This window comes from Halodesulfovibrio sp. MK-HDV (assembly GCF_009914765.1).
Classification (GTDB): domain Bacteria; phylum Desulfobacterota; class Desulfovibrionia; order Desulfovibrionales; family Desulfovibrionaceae; genus Halodesulfovibrio.
Genome location: NZ_WYDS01000017.1, coordinates 77,937 through 90,673, shown reverse-complemented (window position 1 = coordinate 90,673; position 12,737 = coordinate 77,937). Strand labels below are relative to the sequence as shown.

General features: G+C 44.5%; 10 protein-coding genes. 3 read left to right on the top strand and 7 right to left on the bottom strand.

Going from position 1 to position 12,737, the window contains the following annotated elements; genetic code table 11:
- Nucleotides 1–85 precede the first annotated feature (85 nt).
- A complete protein-coding gene (locus MKHDV_RS13780) occupies nucleotides 86–1,348 on the top strand; it encodes a DNA repair exonuclease (protein ID WP_160716258.1) in 1,263 nt (420 codons plus the stop codon).
- Nucleotides 1,348–4,428: an AAA family ATPase gene (locus MKHDV_RS13775; RefSeq protein ID WP_160716256.1), complete on the top strand. Its 3,081-nt coding sequence runs from the start codon at nucleotides 1,348–1,350 to the stop codon at nucleotides 4,426–4,428. Before MKHDV_RS13780 ends, MKHDV_RS13775 begins: the two co-directional genes overlap by 1 nt.
- Nucleotides 4,429–4,818: 390 nt before the next feature.
- On the opposite strand, the gene MKHDV_RS13770 is transcribed toward MKHDV_RS13775, so the two are convergent.
- From MKHDV_RS13770 to kdsB, 6 genes are all read right to left on the bottom strand, one after another.
- Entirely contained in the window at nucleotides 4,819–5,055 is a 237-nt protein-coding gene (locus MKHDV_RS13770) for a helix-turn-helix domain-containing protein (RefSeq protein WP_216846930.1), read from the bottom strand.
- A 677-nt stretch (nucleotides 5,056–5,732) separates the two neighbouring features.
- A complete protein-coding gene (locus MKHDV_RS13765; protein WP_160716254.1) occupies nucleotides 5,733–6,158 on the bottom strand; it encodes a DUF1634 domain-containing protein in 426 nt (141 codons plus the stop codon).
- 12 nt (nucleotides 6,159–6,170) lie between these two features.
- Nucleotides 6,171–7,157 carry a sulfite exporter TauE/SafE family protein gene (locus MKHDV_RS13760; RefSeq protein WP_160716252.1) on the bottom strand — a complete coding sequence of 329 codons (987 nt, stop codon included), beginning with the start codon at nucleotides 7,155–7,157 and terminating at the stop codon, nucleotides 6,171–6,173.
- A 566-nt stretch (nucleotides 7,158–7,723) separates the two neighbouring features.
- Nucleotides 7,724–8,524: a tetratricopeptide repeat protein gene (locus MKHDV_RS13755; protein ID WP_160716250.1), complete on the bottom strand. Its 801-nt coding sequence runs from the start codon at nucleotides 8,522–8,524 to the stop codon at nucleotides 7,724–7,726.
- 29 nt (nucleotides 8,525–8,553) lie between these two features.
- Nucleotides 8,554–9,678 (bottom strand): glutamine-hydrolyzing carbamoyl-phosphate synthase small subunit, encoded by a 1,125-nt coding sequence (gene carA, locus MKHDV_RS13750; protein ID WP_160716248.1) that lies wholly within the window; start codon nucleotides 9,676–9,678, stop codon nucleotides 8,554–8,556.
- The gene (gene kdsB / locus MKHDV_RS13745) at nucleotides 9,678–10,427 is read right to left on the bottom strand and encodes a 3-deoxy-manno-octulosonate cytidylyltransferase (protein WP_160716246.1); all 750 of its coding nucleotides are present in this window, start codon (nucleotides 10,425–10,427) and stop codon (nucleotides 9,678–9,680) included. The genes carA and kdsB overlap by 1 nt, the downstream gene beginning before the upstream one ends.
- 238 nt (nucleotides 10,428–10,665) lie before the next feature.
- Here kdsB and MKHDV_RS13740 point away from each other — a divergent pair, with 238 nt between their 5' ends.
- Nucleotides 10,666–11,859 carry a DNA polymerase IV gene (locus MKHDV_RS13740; protein ID WP_254060487.1) on the top strand — a complete coding sequence of 398 codons (1,194 nt, stop codon included), beginning with the start codon at nucleotides 10,666–10,668 and terminating at the stop codon, nucleotides 11,857–11,859.
- 268 nt (nucleotides 11,860–12,127) lie between these two features.
- Here the strand turns inward: MKHDV_RS13740 and MKHDV_RS13735 are convergent, their stop codons facing one another.
- On the bottom strand, nucleotides 12,128–12,736 hold the full coding sequence (locus MKHDV_RS13735) for a hypothetical protein (RefSeq protein ID WP_160716244.1): 609 nt from the start codon (nucleotides 12,734–12,736) through the stop codon (nucleotides 12,128–12,130).
- Nucleotide 12,737 lies beyond the last annotated feature (1 nt).

The window sequence follows — 12,737 nt, the reverse complement described above, 5'->3', positions numbered from 1 at the left end:
GGGTTCTTAAGCCGCCGGAGGCAAAAAAACTCCCTAAAAAAACAACGCATCGCATGTTCATAACAGACCAAAAAGGTCGCTATCCATGAAACCGACATTTTCTTTTATCCACGCAGCAGATTTGCATCTGGATGCAGCCTTTAAGGGCGTTGCTCACGTTTCACCACAGGTGGCGAGTGTTCTGCGCTCTGCTACTTTTGAGGCGTTGGAGCGTTTGACGCAGCTTGCGTGCAATGAACGTCCATTCTTTGTTGTACTTGCTGGTGATATTTATAATCAGGAAGACCAGAGTTTGAAGGCACGTTTTGCGTTGCTTGATGCGTGTAAACGTATGCGCGATGCAGGGGTTCGAGTTTTTATTGTTCACGGCAACCATGACCCGCTGCTTGAAACAGAAAAATCTTTCAGCTTTCCGGATAATGTTCATATCTTCGGCACAGAAGCTGTCGAGCAAGTGCGTGTTGAAAATGAACACGGGGAGCTTGTTACGGTCGTGCATGGCATGAGCCATGGAAAACATAACGAACGTAGAAAACTTGCAAGGCTGTATGCGCGTACCGAGGACAATGTTTTTCAGGTAGCAGTGCTGCATTGCACTGTGGATTCTGTCGCAGCTTCTGAACAATATGCTCCGGCGAGTGTGGCAGACTTTGCAAAGTCAGGCATTGAATACTGGGCGCTTGGACATATCCACGAACAACAGATTGTGAGTCGGGAACCGTTTGTTGCCTATTCTGGAAATATTCAGGGGCTGCATATTAATGAGCAAGGTGAGCGTGGCTGTCTGCTAATTGATGTTGCGGATGGTCAAGTTTCTAGCCGACACCATACTCTTGGCAGAATCCAGTGGAAAATTGAATCGGTGGATATTTCTACTGTTGAACAACTTGATGCACTTGAAGAAGTTGTTGAATCTCGTCTTGATGAAATTTCTCAACAATTGTCTGAAGGGTGTAAAGGCGTGATTGTACGCCTGGTACTGGAAGGTCGTAGCGTCCTTGATGGGGAATTACGAAAGAATGGCGCAGTGAAAGAACTTGCAGAGCGCATTCGTGAAGGGCAAATGGAAAATAGCCCGTTTGTCTGGCTGAAAGATATTGAACTGGCGTGTAAGCCGGATGTGGATATTGAAGCTATGCGCAGCCGGCCAGATTTACTTGGTGAGGCGCTGACTGTTGCAGACCAGCTGACGAGTGAAGATGGTGTGGCAGAACTTCGTGATTCAGTAAGTGAATTGTTTGGTTCTCCCACGAGCAAACGCCATTTAACCATTCTTTCTGATGAAGAGCTGATCCAGCTTGCCACAGAAGCACAATATGTATGCCTTGATTTGTTGGAGGCAGAATAATGCGGATTACTGACCTTCATATAAACGGCTTTGGTGTTTTTTCTGAACAGGATCTTTCTGGATTTTCTTCCGGTGTGAACGTTTTTCTTGGAAATAACGAAGCGGGGAAATCCACCTGTTTGTCTTTTTTACGGTACATGCTTTTCGGGCTCCCGCGAAAAGGAAAAAATATTTCGCACCATGAGCCGCTTCGCGGTGGTAATCATGCCGGTGTACTGGGGCTTGATACACAAAAGTTTGGTGCACTCCGCCTTGAACGCTCCTTTAAGCCAAAGCGTGTTGGCATCACTGGTGCTGATGGTAGCCAGATGGATGAGTCTGCCTTGCAGGCATTACTCGGCAATGTTTCGCGTGACTTGTACACAAACGTGTATGGTTTTTCTCTTACAGAACTACAGAGCAAAGATGCGTTAACAGGTGATGCTGTGCGTAATGCTTTGTACGGAACTGTTCATGGTGGTGGCGCTTCGTACACAGATGTTATGAAGCATCTTTCAGCAAAACGAGAGGCATTATTTAAAAAAGGTGGCAAAGTTCTGCCATTGAATAAAAATCTCAAAGAGCTTGAACAGCTTCGCAAAGACATGAATGCCAGTGATGACAGCGTATCAGCGTACTTGGCAGTTTCACAAAAAATTTCTGAACTTGAAGAAGAGCTTGCAGAGCGAACCGTTCTCTTGCGCGAGTTAGGCATTGAAGCCGGAACCGTAAATGTGGATATTCGTCTGTGGAGTATTTTAACCGAATACAAAGAAAAGAAGGCAGCGCTTGAGGCTGTTCAACCGCTTATTGAATTTCCGTCTGAAGGATTATCTCGGTTCGATAGTCGTAATGAAAGTGTGCAAGAAAAGCGGGAGCAATTATCCAAGCTCAAAAGCAGTATTGAAGCGACAAAGCGAGATATTGAAGCACAGCAGGCACAGGTTAATACTGAGCTTGTGGAGCAGCAGGACGTTGTACGTGCATTAAGCGACGAAAAAGCTGTGGTGGCGGGAAAAAAGAGTGAATTGGAACAGCTTGAGCTGGAACAAAAAACTCTCGAACGCGATCTTACAGAAACTTTTGGGCAGCTTGGCAGTGACTGGAATGCTGAACGAGTGGTTGCATTTGATTTGTCAGACAACACACGACGGGAAGTCGCGCAGTTAGAAGAGCAAATAGATTCAGCAAAGCAGGCAGCAAATCTTGCTCAGAACGAAGCATCACGTCTTGCCGGAGTTCTTGACGATGCGCGGCGCAATATTGAGCAGCGCACATATGAATTTGAACAGAATGCCGATGTTATGCGTTTTTCCGCTCTAAAAGATGAGCAAAATTCCGCACCAGTTGATCTACAAAAAAATAAAGAAATGTTACGGACTGTTCGCACCAGATTACCAATGGTTCTTGCTACGGAAACTGGTTCAAACAACTCAGCACTTATGATGGCGACATCCGTAGGTGTTGTAGGTGCGGGTATAGCCGCTCTTCCAAAATTTGTTCCAGCTCCGCCATACACTTTGTATTGTGGGCTTTCAGTTATTGTGTTGGCAATAGCGGGCTTTGTGCTGGTAACTGTGCAGCGGAAAAAGAAACAAGCAGCCAAACAGCAAGATATTTTAGCTGTTATGAATGAAGCTCCATTACTATTTCCACAACCGACTGCAACCGAAGAATGTCTGCTTCAGGCAGAAGATTTATTTGAAGATATGCAGCGTGGCTTAATGGCATGTGATGCGTTGCAGGAAAAGCTGACTCTTGCTCAAAAGCAGCATGATGAAGCGTTGGAACAGTTCGAAAAAGGAAGCCGCATTGATCAAGAGGCTGACGAGGTTCTAACAACAGTCAATGTAAAGGTGGAACAATGGCTTTTACAGCGTGACTTATCGTCAACGTTACGAGTTCAACACATTCCCGAAACCTTACAGCTTATTAAAGACGCCAAATCTAATATTAGTCACCTTTCCGACCTAAAGGCTCGCAAAGCCTCTGTACATGGTGTTCTTGAAGCTTTTTCAAAGCAGCAAGACGCTCTTTGTGCGGCAGCCGGAATTGAGCCGGAATATGCTTTTGATCGCACCATTAAGCGCAGTGCGACGCAAGATAAGTTACTTCGTATTTTAACAGAGTCTCAAGCTGCCCAAACCGCCGGTAAAAGTCTCTCTGAAGCATTGCACAAAGATGTTGAATCCGCAAAAATTCTTCGCGATTCTTTAGTGAAGTTTGAAGAAGAGATTCATGCATTATTTACAGCCGCAAGTGCCACAGACGAAGAATCTTTCAGAACAAAACATGCGCTCTACGTACAACAGCAAGAAATAGTATCTGCATTTAACGCTCTGAAGGCTTCTCTCACAGCTGCCAGTGAAGATGGTGATATCGAACAGCTCACAGCTCGAATAGGTCAGCAGAGCGAACAGGAGCTTGCAGTAAAAGCATCCGAGTTATCCGCAACCATCCTAGAAAAAGAGCAAGAGCAAGAAGAACTGCGGCAGAAGCTTATTCAGTCTAAAGTTGAGCAGGAAAAACTGACTTCAACTGAAGAACAAGCGCGTCAAAGAATTCAAAGTGAAGAGCTTAAAGAAGAAGCAAACGGGTTAGCAAAAGAATGGGCACGATTCCGTATTGCCGAACATCTTTTATCCCGTGCCCGTGAGCGGTTTGAACGTGAACAACAGCCAGAAGTGGTTAAACAGGCCGGAACTTTCTTCAAGACAATTACAAAAGGTGCATACAGTGGTGTATTCAAGCCGCTTGGTGAAGAAAACATTTTTGCACTGGCAGAAGATGGAACACGTCGTGAGCCGGAAGAATTAAGTCGCGGAACCGTGGAGCAGCTTTATTTATCGTTGCGACTTGGGCATATTTTAAGTCATTCAGGGCAAAATGAGCCATTACCCGTCATCATGGATGACATCATGGTAAATTTTGATCCAACAAGAGCCGCAAGCACAGCAGAAACAATTGCTGAATTAGCAGCGCACAATCAGGTATTCCTCTTTACCTGTCATCCGCAAACCGTTGACCTAATGCAAAAGCATTCCGAAAATGTTGGCGTATACACCGTCACAAATGGTTTATTAAATATGATGAATGGGTAAAAATTGTATTGTAATTTAATAGGTTCTATTGGATTTGCATGAATTGAATTGAATTGAATTGAATTGAATTGAGATTGAGATTGAGATTGATCGCGAGCACGGGTCAACTCTTTGTGCTGATTTTCAGGGCTACTTGTGCCAAGCAAGTAGCCCTTTTTTATTCTTCATCCGTGGGAGAAACCGCGCTGAAAATAACCACAAAGAGTTGACCCGAACTTGCTAAAATGGTCGCCAAGCTCGTGGCGAAGGATAAGGCAAGAACTTGCCTGCAATTCGAACGTTGCCTCTTTAAAATAAAAAAATCCTGCCACCAAGATGACAGGATTTATAAAACTCAATAAAGTTCGACCGACAGAACACAAAAATAACAATCAAGCACTCAGCAGCAGTTTAGCAAATCCCAGCAGAACGCAGAATTTCAACGCCATCTTTACCCATAGCTCTGCAAATATGAAAAAACTCAATGATATCAAGTCTTCGCTCTCTGCTCTCGATCTTTGAAACAAAAGACTGAGGCTTGCCTAATTTATTGGCCAGTTGAGATTGAGTTATCCCAGCATGTTTACGCTCTGCCACAAGCGCATCAATAACAGCTTTATATTCCACAGAATATATTGATTTCACCACATTATCCTCCACGTAGATAGAGGCAAGGGTATGTTGTGTTTATAGATATCCCAAATTAGGATATTGTATTCACAACAAATCAAAAAAATGCTTGCTCAAGCTTCGGCAAGCAATGTGCTTAACGTATATCAATACTCATAAATTGCCGAGAATGATATCACACCAGATGGCTACAATTTATACTCACTGAAGTGCTCAGATCATTTTCTTATTAATTGCCAAAGTGATTGCACCTCAACTCTCTACGCCGCATTCTCCCTACTCCTAGCTGTAGACCCTACACAGCTGGACACATTAAAGACCCTGCTTATTAAGCAGGGTCTTTTGGATGTTCGGTTCTGTATTTTTTTCGAAATAAAGGGAGGGATTCAAATCGCAGCATAATTAGCTGAATTTAAAATAGTTGTAAAAAATAATCAGATTATAAGGTACCACCCTGCGTACCACATTTCGGATGAGCAAAGGGCCCGAATTCTGAATTTAGTTGATCAGTTCGAAACTTTTACAAATAAAGGGTTCGCATAATCGCCGGTCAAGGGGGGCTCCCCCTTGCGGGTGGAGGGCAGCGCCCCCTCGCCGAAGGCAACAAAAAAAAAAAAATAAGAAGAAAATAAAAAAAAGAAAAGCCCTTGATCGTGTGATCAAGGGCTTCATTTATTATCATTTGGTGCTGAGCGTTAGTGCCCGCCCCCTCCAACGATACCGGAGGCTGCGAAGAGAAGCACTAAGATTTCAGCTATGACGATAGCAAGATAGATGTGATCGCCACAGCGGAAATAAGGTATAATAAGTGTTGCGTAGCAGATGATAGTCATCACTGCGAGCAGCACGATTCCGATGTAGTTCAGGTAATCGCCAGTACCGATAAGGGCTAGCCAGTCCCAGCCACTTGGGCTGTTGGTAACTTCTAGGTAATCATGAACACCGAGGTGCCAGTTGTTGATTACAGTTTCAATCGGCACATGTGGTGTAGTAATACCAAATGCATAGAGTAAATAGGTAATCACCATGATTAGGATACCAAGATAGGCACCGCGTTCCAGAATAACTGCATAGCGCATTTGTTCTGGTGGAGTTACGCACACGTTCATTTGTTTTGTCATGACTTACCTCCATTAACCCATAATACCGAGTCCAAGGCCTTTGTCGAGCGCCTTGAAACCAGCAAAAAAGAGAACGCCGATAACCATGTAACGGATGAAAGATGCTTTTGCTACTGCAAGCAGGCGTACACCTACGAGAGAGCCGAGCATCAGGCCGATAATGGAAGGAATAGCGATCAGTGGAATAACAGCACCCTGGTTCATGTACACCCATGCAGCAGAGGTATCTGTGATGGAGAGTAAGAATTTGGATGTTGCTACAGAAACTTTCAGTGGAGCGCCCATGAGAAGGTTGAGAACAGGGATGTTAGCCCAACCAGCACCAAGGCCGAACATACCTGCCATAACGCCGATAACGACGAACAGCAGTAGACCGGTGAAGGTGCGGTGAGTTTTCCATTCAAATTCTTTACCTGTTGCCTGGTCCTGATAGAGACCTTCAATCCCGAGAGCGTGGCTGATCGCATCCTGTTTAGTAACGATAGGGTATTCTGAGTTCTTGGAGCAGAGCAGCAGAATGGAGATACCCATAATGGTCGCACCGAGTGCAGTCTGTACGTATCGTGGGTCGAGCTGTGAAAGGTATAAACCAAGCACAGCACCACCAATCGCACAGGCGGAGGCAATAAGCGCCATAGGCAGTGCAAGACGAAGGCTTGCTAAGTTACGCTTTAAAAGACCAGGTCCCGCAGCAAGGGCACCTGCAAGCGCAACCATAAGGCCTGCACCACGTACAAAGTCAATGTGAAACGGGAAGAAGCCAGATATTAGTGGTACGTACAGTACGCCGCCACCAACGCCAGCCAAAACCGCGATTACACCAAGTACAAAACAGAAAACTAACAATATGAGTGGCCAGAACCACCATACATGGTTACCACCCGCCGGAGCGCTGGCAGTAGCCGCTTCAGTAGCAAATGCACCCATAGGGGATGCAAACACTGCTGCGCCAACCCAAAGGGTTAGCATCGTGAAAAGTCTAGTAACGTTTTTCAGCATTTTTTCCTCGCATAACTTACGTTGACCTCTAATCAAATGTTGTTCCGTACTTTTTGGGTAAAAGAATGTGAAAAATATGTCAATCACCCAGAGCAAAGAAATGAATCGAAATAACCCACTGAATTTCAAGTTTATCGACCTTGTTGAATGCTTTTCCGTGGAAGCATAAAGTTGAAAAAAACTGAATAAAACAGTGAGGTAGCGATTTTTTTCACGTGCTTTTTGAAAGCATAATGGTTTGAATTTATGATGAAATATTATTTTTATTGCAACATTGTGTTTTTTTGCACAAAGTCAAATATCTCGAAAATCAAACATTGTCTTGTAGATGCTGTTTTTTCTAATTTTTATGAAAAGTCAATAAAAGAAAGGGGGTTTGTGAGTGGAGATAAAAATAATGAAGAAAAAAAAGAGCAGGTAGTTTTCACTACCTGCTCTTGGTCTGCTGATAAAGCGGGGTGCGTTGAATATGAAATAAGAGGCAAATTATGCAGTTTCAGTAAATAGTTAACTGCACAACACGTAGGCGCACTTAGGCCATTATTCAAAGCGTAATGCCCAAGGGGTTATGCCAGACGCTTTTTAGCGAATGCGAGCATTTTTTCTGCTTCTTTAAATTCGGGATCAAGTTTCAGCGCCATGAGCGCTGACTTTGCACATTTATCCCATTTTTCCCAGTCAACGTAGACTCGGCCAAGGTTAAAGAAGAGATGCGGGTCTTGTCCGGCTACCTTTACGGCTTTAGCAAAGTATTTCTCTGCTACGTCGAACTTACCCATTTTCCGCAGTGCCATGCCGATACTGTTGTAGTAACGGATGTTCTCCGGAGATAATTCAATTGCTTCAGCAAGCTGAGTGAACGCTTCGCTGTACATACCGGCACGAAGATAGCGTTCTGCAATATCACTTTTAAGGTCTGCGTCTTCTGAGAATTTAGAGAGCAACGAGTTAAAGATTGCGGTAGCTTTCTCGTTTTGCTCTGTGTCAAGGCACAATTGGCCTTTTTCCAGCTCTACTTGTTTTTGCTTTTCCAGCGCATCAAGCATTAATTGAGCTTCGTCAGTTACGGTTTTTTGAAGCTCAGTAAGCAATTCCTTCAGCGTTTCAACAAGCTGGCGCTCCTCACCTTCTTTGAAGATAAGTGCGATAGGAAAAACTTCTTTCAGCTTAGGAGCTGCCGCTAAGTACATTGTACTGTCTTCAAGCAGTTGCAAAAATTCCTGCTTCTCAGCCTTCATTAACGGATGCTTTAAGTAAGCGATTATTCCGTCATGGAGTGCCTTAGCAGCCATTTGAATTTTTTCTTGCTTTAAGTACGTGCGAACGTTGCTCAGCTGGGTACGAGCTCTAGTCAGTTCAGCAGACATCCAAATCCCCTTTTGGAAGCATGAGAAAACTACTTATCGAGATTGTCCTTGATCATGTCACTGAATCTTTTGAAGAAGTAGTGACTGTCATTAGGTCCCGGACAAGCTTCTGGATGGTGCTGCACAGAAATAACTTTCTTAATTTTATGTGCAATGCCCTCAACAGTATTATCGTTGAGGTTAAGATGAGTAATTTCTACATCATCACTATCCAGTTCAACACAGAAGCCGTGGTTCTGCGAAGAAATTTCAATGCGCCCAGTTGTCAAATCTTTAACAGGATGGTTACAGCCGTGATGTCCAAATTTAAGCTTGGAAGTTGTGCCACCTAATGCGTGTCCAAGTAGCTGATGACCGAGGCAAATACCGCCAACAGGCATCATGTCGCAAAGCTTAGTGATTTCGACAATTTCATTTTTAAGAGTAGCAGGGTCGCCAGGACCGTTGGATAAAAATACTGCATCGGCACCAGTTAATGCAACCTGCTCTGCTGTAAATGACGGAGGAACAACTAGTAAGTCAAGTCCCTGTTCATGTAATAGTCGTAAAATATTCCATTTAATGCCAAAATCGTACACTACAAGCTTAGGACCTTTGCCGGTCCAGTTGTAAACACCGTCTACAAGGCGAACATTCTGAGGTCGAACGCCGTCCCATCGGTATACATCAGTTGGTGCAACGTCTTTTACAAGATTGAGTCCTTCCATAGAAGGAAGCGCTTTTGCTTTTTCTACAAGCTTTTCTACATTAAGTTCCTGTGTAGAAATGATTCCACGCATTGCGCCGTTCTTACGAATGTGGCTTGTAAGTGCTCTTGTATCGATTCCCTCAATACCAAGAACGCCACAACGTTTAAGATAGTCCGGCAGAGATGCTACCGAACGCCAGCTGGAAGGAACTTTACAGCATTCTTTGACAATAAGTGCTGCAGCGTGAACTCCGCCTGACTCAATATCTTCTTCGGTTACGCCGTAGTTACCAATAAGCGGGTATGTCATACATACCATCTGTCCGGCGTAGGAAGGGTCAGTCAAAATTTCCTGATACCCGGTCATACCAGTGTTGAAGATAACCTCTCCGCCAGTTTCACCAGGTCCGGTGAATGAGCGACCCTCAAGTACAAAGCCGTCTTCAAGTGCCAAAATGGCTTTCATCAGGAATTCTCCCGTAAAAGTTTTAAAATTACGTCTATATCTTCAGGACGATCCACACCGTGTGTCTTATGTTCCGTGCATACCACTCTGATAGGAACATTATTCTCTAAAAGGCGCAGTTGCTCAAGTCGTTCTATACGCTCTAAGCTGGACTGCTCCCACTTTGTGAACTGCTTTAAAACTCCAAAACGGAATGCGTACAATCCGATATGCCCAAGATACCCGTCGGTTTCCTCACCGTCTCTTGCAAATGGTACAAGCGCACGGGAAAAATACAGCGCGTCACCATTGGCAGCCTGAACAATTTTAACCTTGTCCGGACTTGCTGCTTCTTCAGCGGTGATGTGGTGCGCAAGCGTTGATACCTGTACTTTTCCGTCTGTTAAGAACGGAGTAACTAATTCGGTGAGCATGACCGGATTCAGTGCAGGTTCATCACCCTGTATATTTACTATAACAGAATCTTCACCAGCACCAAGCAGACATGCAGCTTCGTAAACCCTGTCCGTACCACTCGGGTGGTCGCTGCGGGTCATTACGTATTCGACATCCAGCTCGCGCGCGATGCTAGCAATACGTTCGTCGTCAGTCGCCAGTACTACCTTGTCGAATTCCGGACATGAACAAGCACGTTGATACACATGCCAGAACATAGGTTTGCCTTCAATGAGGGCAAGCGGTTTGCCGGGGAAACGCGAGGAGTCGTACCGGGCGGGTATGATACCAAAGCAGGAAGCTGTTAGAGCCATATGCACACCTAATTCCCTATAGTTAGGGAGGGTCATAGATTGGACACAGAAAAGCCCCACGCTATGGGGCATTGTTTAAACCGTCAGAGAATATGCTAACTTTTTTAAAAAGAAAAGAGAAAAAGTACATTTGTGCTATGTTCCTGTATTGCATTGATTCTTATGAATAAGGTGTACGAATAAGCGTTGCGGCATGATGGGGCTTCTGTCTCCAGTCTCATTCTGTTATATGATAGAGATGAAACGCTGCATTATGCACCTTGATATGGACGCTTTTTTTGCTTCTGTAGAGCAACTGGATCATCCGGAATGGAAAGGGAAACCTGTCATTGTGGGTGGTTCAGGTGATCGTGGTGTTGTGTGCGCAGCCTCGTACGAAGCTCGAAAATTTGGTGTGCATTCTGCAATGCCTATTGTTCAGGCACGTAAGCTATGTCCGCATGGAATATACACAGGCAACTCTCGGGAACGGTATTTAGAGCTTTCCCGTAAAGTAATGTCAGTGCTCCATGCATATTCACCAGTCATTGAAAAAGCTTCAATTGATGAAGCTTATATTGATGCCACAGGCTTGGAGCATATTTTCGGACCTCCTCTTGAAATGGCGCATGGAATAAAGCAAAAAATTTTTGATACAGTAGGATTAACCTGCTCTATCGGTATTGCACCTGTGAAATTTCTTGCCAAAATTGCTTCTGATTACAACAAGCCCAACGGGTTGTACGCTATTTTTGAAAAGGATGTTCCTGCTTTTTTGAACGAATTACCTGTGCGTAAAATTCCGGGTGTAGGCAAAAAATTTGTTGGAAAGCTGGACGAACTGGGTGTGAGTTCTTGCGGGCAAGTATTGGAATATTCCGTTGAATTCTGGGAGCGTCGATTCGGGAAAAGTGGCATATCGCTTTGGGAGCGTTCCAATGGTATCGATGAAAGAGCCGTTGAAACTTATGTAGAAGCGAAGTCAGAAAGTGCAGAAAACACGTTGCACAAAGACACGTTTGATAAAGCGCTGTTGAAAAAATGGCTTATGCGTCATGCAGATCGTGTGGGGCAAAATCAGCGTAAACACGGCCTTAAAGGACGTACGATTACGTTGAAAGTTAAATACAGTGATTTTCAGTCCCTTACCCGCAGCAAAACGCTACCTGATCCTACCAATACGACAGACGTTATTTATCAGGTGGCGGCAGACCTCCTAGATAGCATCGAGTTGGCTAGACCTGTTCGATTAATCGGGCTTGGTCTTTCCAATTACAACAATACCGGCGTTGAACAGTTGAATATGCTCGATCATATGCAGCATAACTGTGCGGGCGTTGTTCGTGCTACAAAAAAACAACAGCAGCTTGATGAAACGCTGGATGCAGTGCGAAATAAATTTGGTAACAAAGTTATTTGTCGCGGCAGCTTGTTTGGCTTTAACGAAGAATAATTTGTAACGATATTGTGTGGCTCTATTTCTGTGAGCCATCAGCCCCCCTCCAATCCCCACAGAGTTTTCTCTGAACTCTCATTTCATAGATACAACACGCTGCTATTTCGCACTTTGCTTGTGCGGCTCTGACTTTCTTGTTTACTCTTTCGCATTCACACATGTCTTTTTTGCCGGAACGTTTAGTTACGGCAGTCTGTAGCTTTCCTTTTTTTTTTAAATCAAATTTCTATGATCACGATGCAGCAAGATAGTTTTGATTGCAGCCCTAGTAATTCCCCTCAGTTGTTCGCATTTGTTTTTCGAGTCTGTGGAGTTTTTCTGGCGCAATTTCTTTTGGTAAGAATTGGATTCCTTTTGGAAGATTTCCTTCACAGCAAGGGCACAGCACAATTTTTCCGCCGAGGTAGGCGTGTTCCAAAAGAAGTTTGTTCAAGAGAGGCAGATAGATTTGCTTTGCGTTGGCAATCATTATTTCAGGAATAATCGGTGGAATATTGTCCGTAACCCGCTTGGGATACTTAGGCATTGTGTGCAGTGGTGCACATGGGGTTTCTCCGCAAAATTCCGTCATGACTCCAAACGGGATGCCTCGAACAGCAGGAAGCGTCACCGCGTCCCCTTCAAATAGGATAACCGTGTCGATTCCGGCTCGCTGGCGTTTATTGGCGAGTGTTATTGTTCGTATTGCCTGTCTCAGTTTGTTTGCTGCGGGAATGACAAAGGTCATGTGAGGATAAGGCGCACGGGCTGATGGCGAATAATACTTCGTGGGAAGCGGTGTTGCTGAGTAAGCGGGAGAAGCTTTAGCGCAGAGCAAGGCTGTGAATAGTATCCACACACTGAATGCTATGGTCATTGGGGTGAATATTCGCATA